Source organism: Ignavibacteriales bacterium, from assembly GCA_026390575.1.
GTDB lineage: Bacteria > Bacteroidota > Ignavibacteria > UBA10030 > UBA10030 > Fen-1298.
This window is the reverse complement of the sequence record JAPLFR010000008.1, coordinates 428602-449065: the sequence shown is the minus strand read 5'-3', so window position 1 is coordinate 449065 and position 20464 is coordinate 428602. Positions and strand designations below refer to the sequence as shown.

16 protein-coding genes are annotated in these 20464 nt (G+C 43.2%); 15 read left to right on the top strand and 1 reads right to left on the bottom strand.

All coding sequences use genetic code 11. The annotated features are described in order from the left end of the window. Positions 1 to 5: 5 nt before the first annotated feature. Positions 6 to 3959 carry a DUF2334 domain-containing protein gene (locus tag NTX44_08140; GenBank protein ID MCX6121577.1) on the bottom strand — a complete coding sequence of 1318 codons (3954 nt, stop codon included), beginning with the start codon at positions 3957 to 3959 and terminating at the stop codon, positions 6 to 8. 254 nt (positions 3960 to 4213) lie between these two features. Between NTX44_08140 and NTX44_08135 the strand changes: the two genes are divergently transcribed. The 15 genes from NTX44_08135 to aroC all read left to right on the top strand — a co-directional run bounded on the left by NTX44_08135 (position 4214) and on the right by aroC (position 20372). Then, complete coding sequence (locus NTX44_08135) at positions 4214 to 5959, top strand: amidohydrolase (protein ID MCX6121576.1); 1746 nt, start codon at positions 4214 to 4216, stop codon at positions 5957 to 5959. Positions 5960 to 6076: 117 nt separating this feature from the next. Further along, the gene (locus NTX44_08130) at positions 6077 to 6481 is read left to right on the top strand and encodes a hypothetical protein (GenBank protein MCX6121575.1); all 405 of its coding nucleotides are present in this window, start codon (positions 6077 to 6079) and stop codon (positions 6479 to 6481) included. A 71-nt stretch (positions 6482 to 6552) separates the two neighbouring features. Beyond that, entirely contained in the window at positions 6553 to 7800 is a 1248-nt protein-coding gene (locus NTX44_08125; GenBank protein MCX6121574.1) for an MFS transporter, read from the top strand. Positions 7801 to 7855: 55 nt separating this feature from the next. Continuing rightward, positions 7856 to 8398 (top strand): hypothetical protein, encoded by a 543-nt coding sequence (locus NTX44_08120; protein MCX6121573.1) that lies wholly within the window; start codon positions 7856 to 7858, stop codon positions 8396 to 8398. 6 nt (positions 8399 to 8404) lie between these two features. After that, entirely contained in the window at positions 8405 to 9322 is a 918-nt protein-coding gene (prmC, locus tag NTX44_08115) for a peptide chain release factor N(5)-glutamine methyltransferase (GenBank protein ID MCX6121572.1), read from the top strand. A 97-nt stretch (positions 9323 to 9419) separates the two neighbouring features. Continuing rightward, positions 9420 to 9872 (top strand): D-aminoacyl-tRNA deacylase, encoded by a 453-nt coding sequence (gene dtd, locus NTX44_08110; GenBank protein ID MCX6121571.1) that lies wholly within the window; start codon positions 9420 to 9422, stop codon positions 9870 to 9872. A gap of 19 nt (positions 9873 to 9891) precedes the next feature. Beyond that, the gene (locus NTX44_08105; protein MCX6121570.1) at positions 9892 to 10830 is read left to right on the top strand and encodes an alkaline phosphatase family protein; all 939 of its coding nucleotides are present in this window, start codon (positions 9892 to 9894) and stop codon (positions 10828 to 10830) included. Positions 10831 to 10838: 8 nt separating this feature from the next. Next, positions 10839 to 13229, top strand: coding sequence for a DNA internalization-related competence protein ComEC/Rec2 (locus tag NTX44_08100; protein ID MCX6121569.1), 2391 nt, complete (start codon positions 10839 to 10841; stop codon positions 13227 to 13229). A gap of 93 nt (positions 13230 to 13322) precedes the next feature. Then, positions 13323 to 14111: an RNA methyltransferase gene (locus NTX44_08095; protein MCX6121568.1), complete on the top strand. Its 789-nt coding sequence runs from the start codon at positions 13323 to 13325 to the stop codon at positions 14109 to 14111. Between the two features lie 108 nt (positions 14112 to 14219). Beyond that, complete coding sequence (locus NTX44_08090; GenBank protein MCX6121567.1) at positions 14220 to 14660, top strand: NUDIX domain-containing protein; 441 nt, start codon at positions 14220 to 14222, stop codon at positions 14658 to 14660. An 18-nt stretch (positions 14661 to 14678) separates the two neighbouring features. After that, complete coding sequence (locus tag NTX44_08085) at positions 14679 to 15593, top strand: PfkB family carbohydrate kinase (protein ID MCX6121566.1); 915 nt, start codon at positions 14679 to 14681, stop codon at positions 15591 to 15593. 5 nt (positions 15594 to 15598) lie between these two features. Further along, on the top strand, positions 15599 to 16669 hold the full coding sequence (gene mtnA, locus NTX44_08080; protein ID MCX6121565.1) for an S-methyl-5-thioribose-1-phosphate isomerase: 1071 nt from the start codon (positions 15599 to 15601) through the stop codon (positions 16667 to 16669). A gap of 25 nt (positions 16670 to 16694) precedes the next feature. Beyond that, entirely contained in the window at positions 16695 to 17468 is a 774-nt protein-coding gene (gene recO, locus NTX44_08075) for a DNA repair protein RecO (protein ID MCX6121564.1), read from the top strand. Positions 17469 to 17482: 14 nt separating this feature from the next. Continuing rightward, complete coding sequence (locus NTX44_08070; protein ID MCX6121563.1) at positions 17483 to 19024, top strand: trypsin-like peptidase domain-containing protein; 1542 nt, start codon at positions 17483 to 17485, stop codon at positions 19022 to 19024. Between the two features lie 172 nt (positions 19025 to 19196). Beyond that, positions 19197 to 20372, top strand: coding sequence for a chorismate synthase (gene aroC, locus NTX44_08065; protein MCX6121562.1), 1176 nt, complete (start codon positions 19197 to 19199; stop codon positions 20370 to 20372). Positions 20373 to 20464: the final 92 nt, after the last annotated feature.

Here is a 20464-nt window from a genome sequence, read left to right as displayed (position 1 = left end):
GAATATTACACCTTTCGATTTTCCGAAGAGCGCCTGACAAATTTCAGAAACACGTACATCAAGAGAAGCAATGAAATCGCAAGCGCACTAAATACCGCAATTGCCGTGGTCGACCAGAAGCTGGTAAAATTGATGCCGTATGCAAATCGATCGCCGGCAACAATGTTTGCTCTATGGCTGCCGGAAGGAAGGAAAGTACTAAAGCAATCGTTCCCTTTCATGACAGTAAAATTTATTGGAGAGCCATCGATTGTTACAGAGGTAGGCATGTTGCTCAGAGAAAGTAACATGCGGACATCGGAACTATACTCCAGAGTAACTTCCCGCAAACCGTAGTCCACAGATTTGAGTTCTCCCGTTGCGGACATAATACGTGTCTGGAGTTCATGTGTAGAGAAATTACTTGTAGTCTGTGGCTTCAAAATAATAGAATGTTCGCCTGCCGGAATCACATATCGATTATCCCGGAACGGCGGCATCGGATTTCCATCCAATGTGATTTCAGTAACTTCTTTTGGGAGGCGCAGTACGAATGAAGACAGCGTTTCTACATGTATACCGGATTCAGTGAATCGATAATGAACATCGCTTGCGAGCGCATTGGAAAAGAAGCTTAAATCTTGCGGGTTCACGCTTGCTTCCGAATAAATCGTCAGACGCGGTGCTCCGAGCGAAGCAGATCGAATCAGATGAAAACTTTCCGTCCCTGTTTGAATCAGTGTAGGGAATGGAATAATAGCTTCCTTTTTTCGGAAAGTGAGAATATTGAGATCGAACATGAGTTTGGAAGAATCAACAAGTTTGCTGTACTGTTTCCCCATGTCGATATACCTGCGCGGGTCGCTGGACCATTTCGATTCCGGATCCTCAACCTGTAACATGAACCCGAATCGTTTCTGAAGTTCGAGGATGCTGTGCATATCAATGCCGAATTGCTCGCGAAGTTCCGGAGATCCAAAGTTGTCTAACGCTGTAACAATGATTTGGAAACCTGGTTTAGTTTTTGCGATTTCATTGAAGGATCTGAGAAGGGTTTCATAAATACTCTTGATCTTCTCCACACGATAGTTCACAATTGTTTCTTTTACTTTCGCGTTTGTTTTCCAGTAGGATGAGGAAAGTGAATCGAACGCCGCTTTCAAATCGATGCCGTATTTTCGTTTCAACTCGAGCCTGGCAGTCGGATGAGCAGGAGTGAAGAGCTTCGGTTCTTCAAATCCACGTCCCGATTCAAAATAGAGTTCAGCGAGATCGACACCATCCCAATCGAACGATTCTAAAAAAGAATGGTATAACCTTGTCATTTCCTGGACACATAGTGTATCGGTGAGCGCAACCGGGTATCGCCACGCTGGTTTCGCATCTTCGCCGAAGATATTTTTCTCGCGCCACTCCGGATGAGTATCCCAGAAAAATTGACTAATCTGCGGCGGCTCCAGCCAAGCATAAACGAGTATACCGTTTGCGTGCGCCAGCCGGATCAAACGTGCGTAGTCCCATGTGTATTTAGGATATTCGTGCCAGCCTGAGACGTGAATGATACGTATTCCATTCGAAACCCATGACCGAACAAGGTTCTCAACACTATACAGACGCCGGCTCCCCGGTTCGAAGAACACTTCAAGCTTTTCGCGCCGTACGATCGGGCGTAATTGAAAATATCGACGAATATACTCAATGAAGTATGGATAATTTGAATATCCTTGCTGGGAATGCGGATCGAATCGCGAGTTGATATACAGCACTTTTCCCTTGCCGAAACGCTTGCCTATGACCATCGGAGATTCCGTCGCTTCATCGATACAGAAAATTTTATCGAGGTTGTCGACATCGAATTTGTTTACGAGTTCAGGATAACGCCAGACGATTTGCTCTTCAGGAAATAATTTGTCGCGTACATGACGAACTCGTATCTGCGTACTGGCATATTGAATTCCAAATTCTCCGGCAAGATCGGTCTTGGAATCGAGAATAATGTTTCCGCCGGAAGTGACGTAATTCGTAAGAGTGGAAATATCTTCCGGTGTGAGTGAGTCAGCGATTGCGGCGGGCACAATCAAGAGATTGTATTTCGACGGAATGATCGGTTGTCCAAGAAATACTGTATCCGCGATGATGTTCACACTTCGCAATGCAGAGGCGAATGATGCCTGATCATTGAAGAAAGCGCCGCGCGCAAAATGATTCCACAAAATCAACACATGTGCAGCGTTCCATTCATCTTCTTTCGCAAAAAGATTATCATACAAACGTTCTGCCTGAGATATGGTTTTTTCCGCGAATGATTGCTCACGTTCACGAAATTCCGTAGGTTCGGCCTTATAGAATTCTCGCGGCTTTAGTGATACCTGTTTTGTGATAGGTCCGAGAATCCGTTTCTCGGAAATCGAACGGTCGCGTACTTCTCCGGATTCGTCGAAATATGCTTCGGATAAATATTGATCTTTGAGTGTGATAGAATAACTTTGTGTACCGGAAAGGATCACGCGATCTTTTGTTTTGACCCAGAGTGCCACTTCCCGCATATCGAAGAAACTGTATCCGAGCCCTTCCAATCCATCGACAAGTTGTTTCAGCAAATCAAGGTCGAGAAAGGCATGGAAAAAGGCAGTAGCAAAACCATCACGAATATACAATTGTGCTTTTGCATTCTTCAGGAGTTCATCAACGGATGCGCGGCTTGCCGCTTTATCCGGATTTAACGGGACATATCCAAGGTTTTCCGGATAGATCGTCTGCCCAAACAGATCTTTGTTGATGATATACGGAAAAAACTGACTGAAGTCGGCATCTTCAATCGAAAGCCGCTGCTCGCATGCTGTACTGAAGTACTTTGCGATTGTTTTGTATAACGTGAACGAAGCCGTGTAATGCGGTGTTTCCCACACAAGAGGGTAGAGATCGTTTTTCATGAACTCCTGAATCCCCGATTCGATTTTCCGGGCATCAGCTTCTTCTGTCTCACCTTTGATGGGTCCCCCTGTGTTGTCATCCCAGAACTCATAGTCAACAGCTGTCACACCTTTGTATTGATGCGTGATGCCGTGCATTACGATTGTTCCGCCGTTGTGCACCATATATTGTAATGCATCGACAAGATCCGGTTTGTCAGAGAGGCTCAAACGAGTTCCTTCGCCGGGATCGACAAAAAATGGGATGACACCAACCATAAAGGGAATGCCACGGCTGGAGAGAATGTCCGCTATTTCGCGCAGGTTATCAGGATTTTCAAAAAGCGTTACGTCCTCTATACGAATCATTGCCCGATGGAATGACTCATGATCTTCATGAAGAATATCGTGCAAATAGTCTGCGAAATAATTGTAATGATCTCCGGGAATTGCATAGGCAAATGGAGAATCGGCAAAGTAGATGAAATTTTTTATAGAGATAGCGTATGGTGATTCCTTCTGTTTTGTTGAGGAATATGCCTTTCCGAGAATCTTTACCTTCGTGGGATTTGTGATACGAATGATTCCGAGGTGAGGTTCCCCTTTCGTGAATGTCGCATTGTTTGCAAAAATCCGATCGAACTTTAATACAGAATCGATATGTGTGACGGTGAAACCGAATTTTTTCTGCATATCGTACCGCTGACAAAATTCCACCATTCCTGTGTTGATCCAAATAACCGGTTTGTCTGTGTTGTACACATCTAAAAGAAATTTTGTAGGAACGGCATTGCGGACTTCAAAACCAATATAAAACGTATAATCAAAATAAGAGAGTTCGCCAAACTTATAATCCTGTACGCCTTTGAGTGTTGTAACAGCATTAAAATGCCCAAGAAGCGTTGCAAGCTGCCGCCCGTCTCCCATGGCTTGGTTTTTTAAGCTTGACGAGCCTTCTACAATTATCAGAATTTTTTTTGGGGAAGATGATTCGCCGGCAATAGCAAGAGATTTTTGGATTGTGCACAATAAGGATATGCAAAAAAAGAGGAGGAGAGCTTTTCTCATAAATCTTCATTTAAAATCGTTCATGACGGTATCGAACTACTATAGAATAACATAAGTTAGAAGAATATTGGAGTGGAAGCAAGAATGAATCAATGAATTGTATGCATTAAAAATTGCTTTTGCTCAACCTTAGATTTTATTTGCAATTCCGTTTTCCTCAAGGTACATTACCAATTAAATATGCTGAAATGTCTATTTTCACAATCACAACGACTTTCTTGGAATGACTCATCCTCTAACCGTTAGGAATTACCATGCCGCATCAGCTCAAGTGGTTTATCTTGTTTGTGATCGCAGGAGTTGTCATCGTTGCTTTCCTCAACCGGTATATGCCTGAACGCGCGGACACTGTTTACATCAACTGCAACATCTATACGATGGACGCAAACAGTACCATCGCAGAAGCATTGGCGACATCAAATGATAAGATCGTTGGAGTAGGAACAAACGAGTTCATTCAACGGAAATTTAGAGCAAAGAAAATAATCAATCTGGGCGGAAAAACCGTGTTGCCCGGACTCATTGATGCACATTGTCATCTGTTCGGTCTTGGTCTTGCTCGAATGACGGTTGATCTCCTTGGATCGCATTCTGAGACAGAAGCGGCAGAGAAAATTGCACAGAGAGTAGCTGTTTCGAACCCGGGACAATGGATTCGAGGACGTGGCTGGGATCAAAATGAATGGCAGATGAAATCGTTCCCGACTCGGACATTATTGGATAGAATTGCGCCAGACAATCCTGTCTATCTCGTTCGAGTGGACGGACATGCCTGCTGGGTGAACAAACGCGCATTAGAAATCGCCGGTGTGAATAGACAAACGACTGATGTACCCGGAGGTAAAATTGTGCGCGATGCCAGTGGAGAACCAACGGGAGTTTTTATCGATGCAGCAATGGAATTGATCTACAAATTCGTGCCGGCGCCAAACGATGAGGAAATGCGGGAAGCGATTCGGCTTGCGACGGAAGAATGTACTTCAGTAGGACTGACGTCGGTTCAAGAAATGGGAGTAGATGCAAAGCAAGTTGCATTATACAAGAAAATGATCGATGAAAATAAATTTCCTCTTCGCGTGTACGCTGCAGTTGATGGTCCAGGCGAGTTATGGGATGCAATGACAAGGGAAGGAAAGCTTATCGGTTACGGAAAGAACAAACTTACTATTCGCGCATTAAAAATATATGTCGATGGTGCATTGGGTTCTCGGGGAGCCGCACTGATCGAACCATATTCTGATGATCCAACCAATCGCGGACTGACGATGCTTTCGGAAGAGGAATTACAAAAATTAGTGGATGAATCGCTGGATCATGGTTTTCAAGTCTGCACGCATGCAATTGGCGATAGAGCAAACCATATTATCCTCGATGTGTACGAATTGGCATTAAAAAAGCATCACATGCCCTCTGCAAGATTGCGGGTCGAGCATGCACAGGTGCTCTCGTCGGAAGATATTCCTCGCTTCAAACAGCTCGGTGTTCTTCCGAGCATGCAGCCGACTCATTGTACATCGGATATGTATTGGGCTGAAGCACGGCTCGGGCCACAACGGATTCGTGGTGCATATGCTTGGCGATCGTTGTTGAACACAGGTGTTGTTATTCCAGCCGGTTCAGATTTTCCCGTTGAAAGCCCAAATCCATTCTTTGGCATTTATGCTGCGTGTACTCGGCAGGATCAACATGGTATACCGAAGAATGTTAATGATATGCGCGAATATTTCCAACCTGTTGCCGGTGAATATTCTGATACAACGGCGTTTGTTGATGGATGGTACGCATCAGAGAAAATGACACGGGAAGAAGCAGTTCATGGTTTCACAACATGGGCTGCATACGCTGCATGTGAGGAAACTCTAAAAGGATCGCTTGAACGAGGAAAACTTGCAGACTTTATCGTTATTTCAAAGGATATATTCCGTTGCCCTGCTATGGAGATACCGTCAATCCAGGTGGAATCCACTGTGCTTGGGGGAAAAGTTGTGTATACGCGATGAGAATAGCCATTCTTGTCTTAAGAGTGAATGAATGCAAAGGGTTATTGTTTTTTCACTGAAAAGTTTGTAGTATAAAAACTATAACAACAAAGTATTTTTGATCGAGATAATAATCTTATGCCGTATAAAGTTCTTGTAGCTGATGACGACGAAGGACAGCGCAAATCTCATGGTTTTGCGCTTGAAGTTGTCACCGCCATCTTAGGAGACGAGATTGAAATTATTGAGACGGCTACGAGTGTGGAAACATGGGCGAAGATAAAATCTGAAGTTTTCAATTTGATAATCCTCGATAATGATTTTAAAGATAACAATCTCAAAGGGCATCTTCCGGGTATCGCACTTCTTCAATTAGCAAAGAAAGAAGGTCCGAATCGGACAACGCCAACTTTTTTTTGCAGTGCCGACGCATATGATACATTGAAATCGATGGTAGAAAAACATGGCGGTATCTATCTGCCAAAAGTCGGCTATGATATTGAAAAAGTTGCTCAGCTGTTTGCCGAAAAAATGCAAAAGTAGCAGAAGCACGCTCAACGATGTCGAATGGAAAAGGTCACCGAGCGTGACCTTTTTTATTATGCAGAGAGACTATGAATTTGCACGTTCTGCAAACGAGAAATGAGCGCTACCACATCGTGGAAGGGGCACTCTATATCAGTACGGGAGCTCTCATTCCAGTACAGACGATGATGCCTGCTCTGATTAAGCGGTTGGGCGGCAGCGATGTTCTTATCGGCACTTGGCCCGTCGTAGTGTATCTTGCCTACTTTATGCCGCAAGTTATTGCGGCAAACTATTCTGGTGCATCGCAATATCGCAAATCGACAGTCATTAAATATGGATTCATTCAACGTTTGCATATTCTTCTGCTTGCTTGTGTTATTGCAGGATGGGGAGCTTCTGCGCCGACACTTTCCCTAACGTTACTGTTTCTATTATATATTTCTAATCAAGCGACATCAGGTTCAATTTCTCCTATCTGGATGGACTTTTTAGCAAAGACAACATCGCCAGAAAGAAGAGGAAAAATAATGGGCTGGCGAGTATCTCTCGCTGCTTTACTTGCTTTGCTCAACGGCTTTATCTTAACAGCACTACTCACGATGCTCCGTTTTCCATATAATTATGCTTCAGCAATCGGACTTGCGTTTCTATTTCAAACAAGTTCATTGGCGGCACAGCATAAAGTTGTCGAAGAGTTGCCTTCTCCTGTTTCAGCTCCAGTACGTCTAGCAGATCTCTTTGCTCGTGTATGTTCAATTGTCGCTGGCAATCGCTTCTTTAGAAAATTTTTAATTGCCTCCGCCTTACTCACAATCAGTTTTTCATCAGCTGCATTCTTCACTATTGCAGCTATGAAACGGTTTGATCTTTCTGAATATGTGGTTGGTATATTCACAATTCTGATGATTATTGGACAGATTATGAGTGGCGTGTTTTTAGGTTGGCTTGCCGATGCAAGAGGAACGAAGAGTGCCTTGGTTGTCTGCGGGGCAAGTCTATTGCTGGCAATTGCAACTGCATGGTTGGCGCAATCTGTAACCTGGTTTTATTTTGTTTTTCTTTTCTTTGGTATAAATGTTGGTGCTGAAACAGCGATGCGGTACAATTTTGCGGTTGAATGCGCACCGGATGGAGAACGACCCATGTATGTAGGGCTGATGAATGCCTGGTTTGCCCCGTTCTACCTTATTACACCATTCGCCGGATTATTGTCCGCAACCTATGGTTACAATATTGTCTTTTTGTTCTCGTTGGTTGTTGGTCTGAGTGGCATTGTTGTCTTGGTGCGTACACCAAATCCGCGTGCAGAGAAGCTTGCGCTTTCCTCGAAATAACTTTACATTTTTCATAGGAAATATTTTTACTTTATACTTATTCAAGGAGTCAGCTGTGTACGAGAGATGTTTAAATGAAGCTGAGTTGATTCTCAGTGTTCGCCAAGAACCTTTGGCGCCGGTTCGTCAAGTGTGGGAAGAGATCGCTAAACGTTCCAAGACGAAGGGATTCGAAGTTGCATCCTTGTCGGATTTTAGCGCGATGCTTGAAGGCGACAACCGTTTCCAAATTGTACCTGCGCAGATTAAAATTCAGGAGGATGAAGAAATCTTGCCGGATGTGGAAATAGAAGATTCGGAGATGGAACATCTTGGTTTCTTTTCAGAGGACCGTGTGAAGTTGCGAAGCAGACGAATTGTTGAAACTGTGATCAATGAGGATGAAGAGGAAGTAGGAAGTATTCGGCGAAGAGCGTTTGTGGGCCAGACAGGTAACTCAAATAATATTTCCGCCAATACAAAATCAGTGAGCGTATCGAAAAACTTAGTTAAAAAATCCGGGAAGAAAAAAACTTCTCATCAAAAAGCTAAATCAATAAAACGAGCGAAGCCAGTCAAAAACCGAAAATCGAAGGCGCACAAACGGAGCAAGAAATAAGTCGGTATGCCAGAAGATAAGACGCGAGTATGGACTGTTCGTGAATTAATGAAATCTGCGATAGAGCACCTTCAACGTAAAGGATTCGAGGATGCCCGTCTCAACGTCGAACTCCTTCTTGCACATGCGTTAGACCTGCAGCGAATTCAACTTTATCTCCATTTTGATAAACCACTCACACCCGGAGAACTGAAGCAATTTCGCACATTGTTTGAACGACGATTAAAGCGAGAGCCGGTGCAATATATTATCGGTTCAACAAGTTTTATGGGACTTCACTTTGCCGTCGATGCACGTGTGCTCATCCCGCGCCCCGAAACAGAAACCCTCATTGAACAAGCAATGTTATTATGCCAGCGTTATTCCGGCGATGCACAGATCCATGTGCTAGAAGTTGGAACGGGAAGCGGAAATATTGCAGTATCACTCGCAAAGTATATCAAGCATGCGTACGTTACAGCAATCGACATTAGTCAAGAAGCATTGATTGTTGCCGAGAAGAATGCGCGACTGCACTCCGTTGATTCACAGATTCAATTTTCTCTCATCGATGTATTTGATCGATCAGAAGAATTATTCCGAGAACGATTTGATCTTCTTGTGAGTAATCCTCCTTATGTTCCGAAAGACGAGTGGGAACAATTGCATGCGGAAGTGCGGGATTTCGAACCTTCAGTAGCGGTGACCGACGGCAAGGATGGATTTCAATTCTACCATCGCCTCATTGGAATTATTCCTGATATTCTCAAACCCGGCGGCGGTATTCTCTTTGAAGTTGGTTTTCACCAAGCAGAAAAGGTTGCACATGAATTGAAAAGTGCTGGAGTAGAGCAACTTCAAATTGCAAATGATTTACAGGGAGTACCGCGTGTTGTATCCGGAATTTGGGCTGGATTGCCGTCGAATTTGATAAGTCTAAATTGATTGCGGATCTTCCATCAGCGTAATTATTATCTGAAGTAGTAAAGAGAATATTCTATTTCAACGAGTCGTTTCTTCTCACAAAAGCTAATTACCAATCATGCGTGCAATAGTTCAGCGAGTAAAGCACTGTTCAGTAACAATCGACGGAACGTTACATAGTTCAATCGAAAATGGAATTCTTATCCTCCTTGGTATCAAGAACGGCGATAGAGAGTCCGATGCGGAATATCTTGCGGAGCGTTGTTCGTCACTTCGCATTTTTGAAGATGAAGCAAGGAAGATGAATCTTTCCGTCAAGGATGTAAAGGGCGCAGTGATGGTGGTTTCGCAGTTCACGCTTTACGGCGACACTCAAAAAGGGAATCGGCCAAGTTATACTGATGCTGCATCTCCGCAGATTGCCGAAACTCTCTACGATCATTTCATCAGGCATTTACAAAAACAGTTAGGCGAACAACACGTTGATTCCGGTGTTTTTCGCGCAATGATGGATGTCGAACTTGTCAATGATGGGCCAGTAACGTTGATGGTAGAAAGCAAGAATCAATAGTGAGAAGGGAAGTCTGACGTTGGGGAGTGAAACCCAAAATTCGAATTTCCATGTCGTTCTGCTCTTTCTCGATGGTGTCGGCGTCGGAAAGAAAGATGCGGATGTGAATCCATTCCTTCGTGCACGGATGCCAACGTTGACAACACTGTGCGGAGGAGAACTACCGTTTCTCCCATTTAAAAAAAAATCAACAGATCAAGCTGAAGTACTTGCAATTAATGCGACGCTTGGTGTAGCCGGTTTGCCGCAAAGTGGAACCGGCCAAACTGCAATGTTCACAGGTGTCAATGGAGCGAAGAAATTTGGCAGGCATTTTGGACCCTACCCACCATCGATTCTTCGTCAGGTCATTGCAGAGAAAAATATCTTTTATCGATTGAAGGCAAAAGGTAAGTCAGTGGTGTTCACCAATGCTTTTCCTCAGCGCTTTTTCGATTACACAGAATCCGGCACCAGACGTCTTACAGCGACAACACTCGCATGTCATCTTGCTGGTGTTCCGTTACTCACAGCCCAAGATCTTCAGCGAGATGAAGGAATTTCTGCAGACTTTATTCGCACACAATGGCCGGAACTTGGACACCCTGAAATCTCATTGATCACACCTGAAACAGCAGGCAAGCATCTTGCGCACATCGCGGCACGGTATGATTTTACACTATTCGAGTACTGGTTGACCGATCATGCCGGTCACAGTCAAAAGATGGCGTTCGCGGTGGAAGTGCTGGAACGTCTCGATGAATTTCTGTCGGGTTTTTTACAATCGTTTGATCCCAGAAACACATTACTCATGATTGTCAGTGACCATGGGAACATTGAAGATCTTTCTACCAAATCACACACGCGCAATAGGGTGCCGTGTATTCTTGCAGGCAAGCATTGTCATAAAATAGCAAAGCGAATAAAAAATCTTACGCACATTACACCTGCAATCGTCAGACTCTTTCTTGATTCGTGAGCGTATTTATGTTCCAGAGCCGTCCAGCACTGCGGTTGGTTCTTATTTTCTCCGCCGGAATTATTCTTGCGACCTGGATTTCATCCCCTCCTCTCTATTTGTTCGCCCTTACTGTTATTACTGTTTTTATCTCTGCGATATTATTCTGGAAAGATACATGGATAGTATTTGCTGAGATAGTTCTCCAATGTGCAGTTATACTGCTTGGTATGTTCCTTCAAACCTTCCAACAATCAAATTTTAATTCGAGAGAACTTGAACCACATAGCACCGATGAGCCTGTGATGCTCTTTGGTGCAATTGATTCCGAACCTGCCCAGCAGGAACGTCGAATGAGTTGCGTCGTTCGCACAGACAGCATTATCCGACAAGGAAAGATTGATCGGGATTCACGCAGACTCATGATCATGCTGAGATATGAAAAAACAGACCGCTCTACAGAAGAAATTAAATTTGGAAAAAAAATCGAAGTGCATGGAATACTGGAGCCGTTTCCGTTTCAGCGAAATCCGGGGGAATTTGATTACGGAAAATATCTTGCACTGAACGATATTCAAGGTATTGTCACTATCAAAGGATTAGATAATGTGCGAATTCGTGGAGAAGGGGATGGAAATTCCTTTCAAGCTTGGATATATTCAGTGCAACAAGCGTTGTATCGCATCATTGATCGTCTTCATACTCCACGTCATGCAAGTTTCTTAAAAGGAATCATATTTGGTTACCGCGCCGATATCCCATCCGATGTAAAACAATCGTTCTTGGATACGGGCACGATTCATATTTTGGCAGTATCCGGTTCGAATGTTGCGTTCGTCGCACTCATTTTCTTTTCTGTTCTTGGTTTCTTTCGGTTGCCGCGGATAGCAGTTATCGCCGCGACAATTCTGGGACTCATCGTGTATATGTTGATCACAGGATCAAGCGCCTCAGTTGTCCGTGCAACGATTATGGCGATCGTTCTTCTCTGTGGAACGTTATTTGAAAGAAAAGCAGACATTTACAATTCAATTAGTGTTGCCGCGCTTATTCTTCTTTTTTGGAACACCAATACGTTGTTCGATGTCGGCTTTCAGCTATCATTTGCAGCAGTGATCTCTATTGTGTATTTCTATCCTCGCCTTGAGTCGCTTATCAAGAAAATTCCAGAACGATTTGAAGAAATCAAAGCTGTTGATGCTGTGCTGAAATTGTTCGCTGTTTCACTTGCTGCTCAGTTGGGAACGGTGCCTTTCACTGCGTACTATTTTGGCCACGTATCCATTATTTCCTTAGTCGCGAATATTCCAGTCGTGCCAATAAGTGGAATCAATACATTCATCGGAGCCGCGGAGATTATATCTTATCCGATGAGTCCGTGGATTGCAAAATTATATGCATCGGTAAATGATTTTTTAGTTTGGTTTTTGCTTGGATTCGTTAAACAAGCGTCGAGTGCTCCATTTGCATATTTAGAAGCGTGGCATTTCACAGCTGTGTTTGTTGTCGGATATTATATCTTGGTGATCGGTATCTTCAATTTGAATTTGCCGCGCGTCCGTGCATGGCTGCTCATTATGGTTCTAGCGTTTAGTAATTATGTTCTCTATTCGAATATCGTATCTCTGGCGCATCCCAAGTGTACTGCGACAGTTCTTGATGTCGGACAGGGCGATGCCATTTTAATTGAATTCCCAAATACTAAACGGATGTTGATCGATGCCGGTCCATTGTCTCAGAAATTCGATGCAGGCGAGCGTACCATTGTGCCATTCTTAAAACGAAATGGAATTTCAAAGCTCGATTATTTACTAATTACTCATTCACACAGTGACCACATGGGAGGAGCAGGATCAGTTCTCAAGTTGCTACAAATTGATACGATAATTATGGCATCTCCTGCCGCAGCAAATCATCAAGTAAAAGATGTATTAGAAATTGCGGAAGCGAGACACTCAGGAATAAAGACGGTACAAGCGGGAAATCAGATTCAAATAGATTCAAATGCGCGCGTGTACGTTCTCCATCCTGATTCGAATCACATTGCAGAAAGGAACATGAATAATTCTTCCATAGTGTTAAAAATCGTTTATGGCAATTCATCGTTAATGCTTGTTGGAGATGCGGAAGTAGCTGTTGAACATAGAATAATTCCCAAATATGGTGCATTTCTTTCAAGCGATATTCTAAAAGCCGGTCATCATGGGAGCATCAGCAGTACAAGTGAAGAGTTTCTAAAACTTGTTCGTCCTCAGACAGTTCTGATCTCCGTCGGAAATCATAATAAATTCCGCCATCCATCACCATTCACTCTTTGGCGGATGAAAGCGAATTTAATTGATATACAGCGAACTGATAAATTAGGAGCAATCATATTAGAAAGTGATGGTATGAAATGGACGAAAAAAGAATGGAGGTAAAAGGTCTAATTTAACCTTGTCAAAGGTTTGGAACTTTGACAAGGTTACGTATCATATTTTGTTTCTCCTTGCCTTTTTCTCTATATTCCAATTATGAATATAACTCAAGCCGAAGTAAAATATCTTCGTTCACTTCAGCAAAAGAAGTATCGGGATACCGAACGTAAATTTCTTCTTGAGGGCTGGCGTCCGCTCCGAGATGCATTGGAGTCAAATTTCTCCATTGAACTGATTGCCGTGAAGCCCGAAGCAGGTCAAAATTCCGAGCACCAATCAGTACTTGCACTTGCAAAAAACCGCAGTATTCCGATAAAAGAATTGAAGGAAGTGCAGCTAAAGCAAATTTCTGATGAAGTACATTCTCAAGGAATTGTTGCTCTTGTACACCAACACACTGAGACATTCGATATACAATGTCTTCGTTTTGCAAAATATATTGTTGCGTGCGACAATGTAAGTGATCCGGGAAATTTGGGAACCATACTTCGCACGTGCGATTGGTTCGGTGTTGATGCGGTTCTTTTAGGCGAAGGAAGTGTTTCACTCTACAATGAGAAAGTAGTCCGTGCAACTGCAGGTTCTATTTTTCATTTGAACGTGTTCGAGAAAATTGATTTACAAACAACGCTCTCTCATCTTAAATCCGAAAGTTTCAAACTCATTGCAACTGCTCTTGATGGCAAACCGTTCAATTTTACTTCACCACAGAAGAAATCAGTTCTTATTCTAGGAAGTGAGGCGCATGGTGTAAACCCGGATATTCTTCAGCAAGTTGATGAAGTCTTAAGTATTCCGCGTTTCGGTAAAGCAGAATCGCTCAATGTCGGAATCGCTTGCGGTATATTTCTGGCAAATTGGAGAAATCAGTCAGTACGAGATTAATTGTACATCCAACAAATCCTGCAATTTGAATTCAACTAAAATTGATTTATCTTTTTTGCAATAGAAGAAAGAGTTTATCTGGCAAGCATTGTAAATCAAATTGTGGAAGTGTGCGTTTTTAGAGTGCATAAGACAGAAACGCATTTTCTTGTTCTCCAGCGTGCTCAAGAAGAAAAGCTTTACCCCGGACTCTGGCAGATTGTAACCGGAACGATGAAAAAGAATGAAAGTGCATTAAAAGCAGCGATACGCGAGCTGAAGGAAGAAACAGGGGTACATCCTAAGCGTTGTTGGACCATCCCTTATGTAGATACATATTTTGATCGTGCAAAGGATACGATTCAATTGGTCCCAGTGTTTGCCGTTGAGTTCAATTCGTCTTCAGCACTGCACTTATCCTCAGAACATCAACGCTTCGAATGGTTGCGATTTGAAGATGCAAGAAAAAGACTCGTGTGGCCTGGCCAAAGACGTTCTATGGATATTGTAAATGAATTTATAATCGGGAATAAAGAAACCGCCCAATTAGTAGAAATTACACCATTCTAACATCGAAAGGATACAATCGTGAGTTTATTAGTTGTCGGCTCTGTTGCACTTGATACTGTCGAGACACCTTTTGGAAGTGTAAAAAAAGCGCTGGGCGGATCAGCAGTGTACATTTCTGTTGCGGCAAGCTACTTCACTGTGCCGATACGCCTGGTTGGTGTGGTCGGCGGAGACTTTCCAAAGGAGCATATCAAATTCATGGAGTCGCGGCAAATAGATTTGGATGGATTGCAAATCATCGAACATGGGAAAACCTTTCAATGGGGCGGAAAGTACCATTACGACCTCAATGTTCGTGATACACTTTTTACGGATCTTAATGTGTTTAAAAAATTCGATCCGAAAATTCCTGAAAGATTCAAATCTTCTTCGTACGTCTGTCTAGGCAATATTGATCCAGTGCTTCAATTGCAGGTATTGAATCAAATCAAGAAACCGCGTCTCGTTGTCGGTGATACCATGAATTATTGGATTAATACGAAATTAAAAGAATTAATAGAAACAATGAAATTTATGGATGTCATCATTGTCAATGATTCTGAAGCACGCTTACTGACACAAGAACCGAATCTTATAAAAGCGGCAAAAAAAATCATCAAGATGGGACCGCGAATCATTATAATCAAAAAAGGCGAACACGGTGCAATGCTTGTCACGGAGGAGACAATCTTCTCAGCGCCGGCATATCCGCTGGAAACTATTTTCGATCCGACGGGAGCGGGAGATGCCTTTGCCGGTGGTTTCATTGGCTGGCTTGCTCGTACTGACGATATGTCTTCTGAAAACCTCAAACGCGCCATAGTCTATGGCAGTGCATTAGCTTCATTCTGCGTAGAAAAATTTAGTCTGGATAGTCTGCGTGACTTGAGTTATCTCAAAATTCATGACCGATTCCATTCTTTTATGGATTTATCACGATTTGATGAGAAGTGATTGCGATGAAGCCGTTAGAATGGGTAAACGGCAATATCCGGTTTCTTGACCAAACAAAACTTCCTCTTGAGGAAGTTTTTATTAAAACGGATGATGTTGCCGTCATAGCCGAAGCGATGAGGCATCTTGCAATCCGCGGTGCACCGCTGATTGGTATTGCCGCGGCATATGGTGTCGCTCTTGCAAGTCTTCGATTAGAAAAATACGACGCCGACGAAATACGAACGTATCTTCAATCTACAATAGATCTCCTTGCTTCTACGCGTCCAACTGCGGTTAATCTCTTCTGGGCTTTGAAACGACAGCGCCGTGTACTGGACGCATGGCGGACAAATTCCGTCGCTGACTTACAAAAACACCTACTCGATGAAGCGCTTTTCATCCATCATGAAGATTTTGAAATGTGCGAGCGCATTAGTTCCTTTGGTGTTGGACTTCTTCCGCAATCCTGCTCCATTCTTACTCATTGTAATGCAGGTGCTCTTGCCACCGGAGGACGCGGGACCGCGGTTGGTATTATTACAAAGGCATGGGAAGATGGGAAACTCAAGTGCGTCTATATGGATGAAACACGGCCGCTTTTGCAAGGTGCACGGCTCACGGCATGGGAAATGAAACTAGCAAACATTCCTGCAACATTAATTGTTGATAATACCGCAGCGGTTCTCATGAAGCAAGGAATCATTGATGTGGTTATTGTTGGTGCAGATCGCATAGCAATGAATGGTGACGTTGCGAATAAGGTAGGAACGTATACTATTGCGGTGGCGGCGAAACATCACGGAATACCATTTTATGTTGCCGCACCAATTTCGTCAATTGATTTCACGATGAAGACCGGTGACGATATTCCTATTGAAGAACGCGATGGAAGAGAAGTCACGGAAATATTCGGTAAACGAATAGCACCGGAAGGTGTAGCAGTTTATTCTCCAGCATTTGATGTCACACCGAATGAATTACTAATGGCGATCGTTACAGATCAAGGAATTCTCTATCCGCCATATTCCGATTCGATTCATAAACTCCAATCCCTTATGCCAGATCCCTCATCATCAACCATGCATGCTGATTAAGACCGAAGCCATAGTCCTGAAATCCATGAAATACCGTGACACGAGCAAGATTGTCACGTTCTATTCACAGGAGTACGGAAAACTGAAAGGGATTGCCAAGGGGGCACGAACTGCTAAGAATAAATTCGGTTCGTCATTGGAACCAATGTCACGTTCGATGCTTGTTATTTATAAAAAGGAACATCGCGATCTTCACCTGATTTCACAATGTGATGCCATCGATTCGTTTAAAAATCTCACAGAAGATTTAGATCGAATGACCACAGCGTTATCAGTGATTGAACTCATGAATCAAGTGACACATGAAGAAGAACGCAATCCTGCGCTCTTTGCATTGCTCGTTGAAACATTGAGCGCACTAAATTCCAGTTCTAAAAATTACTCGTCATATTTACATGCATTCCGATTACGTCTGGCCTCATTGTTCGGATATGCACCGAACTTTGAAGTTTGCAATGAATGTGGGAATTCTCTTATCATGGGCAATGGTGAAAAGCAGTTCGCATTTCAAGTGGCTCGCGGTGCAGTATTTTGTAATAGATGCTGTATGCCAAACGATTCTTTCATGAGCATGCGTAATGAGAGTGTCGCATTTGTTTCTATTTCAGCACAGGGGTTGCAGATTGTGCGCCGATTATTGAATGCACAGATGAGCAGTCTCGGCAACCTCGAGTTTGATATGCAGGTCGGGAACCAAATCGATGAGTTATTACGTCTATATTTACGATATCACTTTGAAGGACTAAAGCCTTTGAAATCGACTGAATTATTTCATCAATATAATAAAGCTGTAATTTAATTGGAGGAAGTAGTATGTCAACCAAATCAGTACTAGCGGCTGTCTTTCTTATTAGTTTGGGAATTATTTTTGGAGTAGTGTTGGTATCAAGTTTCAAAGGCGTCGATTTCTCGTTTGCAGGGGAAGACGTCAAACTTGGCGCTCAGCAGGCTCCCATCAAACCGAATTCAACATTGCAGGCATTAAATGATGCATTTCACGATGTCGGTAAAACGATGACGCCTTCAGTCGTGTATGTGCAAGTTGAAATGAGCGGAGAATCAGAGCCAGATTCTCAGCAAGATCCAGGTCAATTTTTCCATCGATTCTTTGGCCCTGATTTTAAATTTGAAATGCCGAAACGCGGACCGGAAGTCGGTGCAGGATCGGGTGTGATTATCACATCAAACGGATATATTCTTACCAACAATCATGTTGTTGCAAATGCAAAGAAGAACGGAATAAAAGTTCAGCTTTCTGATACGAGAGAATTCAAAGCAAAACTCATTGGGACAGACAAGTATACAGATCTTGCCGTGATCAAGATTGAAGCAGACAATCTGCCGGCTGCGGCCCTTGGAAATTCAGATGATGTTGAGGTTGGACACATCGTTTTCGCAATTGGCGCACCCTTAGGATTGAAATCGACAATGACACAGGGAATTGTCAGCGCTCTCGGAAGAACCATTGGTATCAACCAACAAGATGGGTATGGGATAGAGAATTTTATTCAGACAGATGCGGCTGTTAATCCTGGCAACAGCGGCGGGCCTCTTGTGAACATCAATGGAGAAGTTGTTGGTATTAATACGGCGATCGCGACAACAAACGCGCGGTACCAAGGATACAGTTTTGCAATTCCCTTGAATCTTGCTAAACGGGTTGCCACCGACATTATCAAATTTGGAAAATTTCGTCGTGGATTTCTTGGCGTACAAATTAAAGATGTCGATGCAGTCTATGCGAAAGCAGCAGGACTTGATAAGAAAAAAGGAGTCTGGGTTGAATCAGTCACAAAAGACGCTGCAGGCGATAAAGCAGGCCTTGAAGACGGAGATATTATTCTTTCAGTCGATGGAAAAGAAGTGAATTCAGTGCAAACTCTGCAAACAGCTATCGCGACAAAGCACCCGGGAGAAGATGTGACACTTCAGATCTGGCGGAATAAAAAGCAAATTACGAAAAAAGTTACGCTTGGTTCACGCGATGAAAAAGATGAAGCAGTGGCAGAGAATGCAAATAGTGAAAAAGACGAAGTTGAGTCTGACGTCGAGCTAGAAAAATCTATTGATGTGAAGGAAATTGGTGTCACTGTAAAAGCAATCGATACAAAAATAAAAAAGCGCTATGAGGTGGAGAAGGGCGTATTGGTTTCTGATATCGAAGATCTTAGCCCTGCACAAGAACGCGGATTGCGGAAGGGTGATATCGTAACGGATATTGGAGATCAAAAAATCTCAACACCTGACCAATTTGAAAAATCGATTAAGAAACTGAAGGCGGGCGATGCTGTGATGCTGCGGGTAAAGGGCGAAGACAAGAAAATGCGCTTTGTCCCTATTGAAATGCCCAAATAAACGTCAAAGAGCAATTCACAACTATAAACAAAGAGCGCGGCTGAGCATATTGGTCGCGCTTTTTGTTTGCCGGTCGATTGAATCTCCCTCGAAATTTTGTTTTATTGAATACGTGAAAAAGCGAAATCCAGTTCGTCTTTCCATCAATATTATTTAACATGAGAGTAAACCTATGATCCGCTATCTAACTGCAGGAGAATCGCATGGCAAAGTGCTCGTTGGTATTTTGGAAGGAATGCCGGCAGGTGTCGAGATTTCTGTTGAATACATTAACCACCAATTGAAGCGGCGGCAGCAAGGATACGGCCGCGGCGGCAGGATGAAAATAGAGACGGATCATGTTGAGATTCTCTCCGGCGTACGCTTTGGCAAAACGATCGGTTCTCCGATTGCTTTAATTATTCAGAATAAAGACTGGCAGAATTGGACAGAGAGGATGTCCGTCGATAGTAATGGAGCAGGAATCGAGAAGATTACAATTCCTCGTCCCGGTCATGCTGATTATGCCGGTGCAGTGAAATACGGATTTGATGATCTACGTAATGTGATCGATCGAGCAAGCGCGCGAGAAACAGCGATGCGCGTGGCACTTTGTACCATCATCAGGAAATTTTTGGAAGACAATGGCATTTTCATCGGCAGTCATGTCTTGAGTATTGGTTCAGCAATGGTGAAGAATAGAATAAAAATCGATCATACGATTACGAAGCTCATCAGCCTTGCACCGCGAGCGGCATATAAATTGGCGGAAGAAGCGGATAAATCCGAGGTGCGTATGCTTGACACATCGTTAGGAACGAAAGCAATATCACTGATCAAGAAAGTAAAGAAAGCAGGTGATACGCTTGGCGGAATATTCGAAATTATCGTTACGGGCGTTCCAATAGGATTAGGAAGTTATGTGCATTATGATAGAAAGCTGGATGCTCAACTTGCTCAAGTTCTGATGTCGATTCAAGCGGTTAAAGGTGTTGAGATTGGAGATGGATTTGCAAATGCTACAAGATTTGGTTCTCAGGTCCATGATGAGTTCACATTGAAAGGCGATAAAATTGTACGTACAACTAATCGCGCCGGCGGACTTGAGGGAAGTGTAACGAATGGAGAGAGGATCGTTCTCCGTGCTGCAATGAAACCGATTGCCACGCTTGCTAAACCATTGAAAGCTGTTGATCTAGCAACGAATAAATTAGTTGAATCTAGATATGAGCGCTCCGATGTATGTGCTGTGCCGGCTGCATCGGTCATTGGCGAAGCAGTGATCGCTCCAGTTTTGGCAAATGCATTCTTAGAAAAGTTTGGCGGCGATTCAATGAAAGAGATAAGTAAAAGACACAAATGTAATTAAGTACGAACTTCCGAAGATTCACTTTGGTTAATCGCTGGAAACCTTTGGAATGCTTAATCCAATCTACCCTATTGAGTACAAAATTTCAATTC

What these genes read in the sequence shown, in the direction of transcription:
- mtnA (MCX6121565.1), top strand. Translation starts at nt 15,599, where the DNA reads ATGAAGCCGTTAGAATGGGTAAACGGCAATATCCGGTTTCTTGACCAA.
- NTX44_08070 (MCX6121563.1), top strand. Translation starts at nt 17,483, where the DNA reads ATGTCAACCAAATCAGTACTAGCGGCTGTCTTTCTTATTAGTTTGGGA.
- NTX44_08125 (MCX6121574.1), top strand. Translation starts at nt 6,553, where the DNA reads ATGAATTTGCACGTTCTGCAAACGAGAAATGAGCGCTACCACATCGTG.
- prmC (MCX6121572.1), top strand. Translation starts at nt 8,405, where the DNA reads ATGCCAGAAGATAAGACGCGAGTATGGACTGTTCGTGAATTAATGAAA.
- recO (MCX6121564.1), top strand. Translation starts at nt 16,695, where the DNA reads ATGAAATACCGTGACACGAGCAAGATTGTCACGTTCTATTCACAGGAG.
- dtd (MCX6121571.1), top strand. Translation starts at nt 9,420, where the DNA reads ATGCGTGCAATAGTTCAGCGAGTAAAGCACTGTTCAGTAACAATCGAC.
- NTX44_08135 (MCX6121576.1), top strand. Translation starts at nt 4,214, where the DNA reads ATGCCGCATCAGCTCAAGTGGTTTATCTTGTTTGTGATCGCAGGAGTT.
- NTX44_08140 (MCX6121577.1), bottom strand. Translation starts at nt 3,959, where the DNA reads ATGAGAAAAGCTCTCCTCCTCTTTTTTTGCATATCCTTATTGTGCACA.
- NTX44_08095 (MCX6121568.1), top strand. Translation starts at nt 13,323, where the DNA reads ATGAATATAACTCAAGCCGAAGTAAAATATCTTCGTTCACTTCAGCAA.
- NTX44_08100 (MCX6121569.1), top strand. Translation starts at nt 10,839, where the DNA reads ATGTTCCAGAGCCGTCCAGCACTGCGGTTGGTTCTTATTTTCTCCGCC.
- NTX44_08130 (MCX6121575.1), top strand. Translation starts at nt 6,077, where the DNA reads ATGCCGTATAAAGTTCTTGTAGCTGATGACGACGAAGGACAGCGCAAA.
- aroC (MCX6121562.1), top strand. Translation starts at nt 19,197, where the DNA reads ATGATCCGCTATCTAACTGCAGGAGAATCGCATGGCAAAGTGCTCGTT.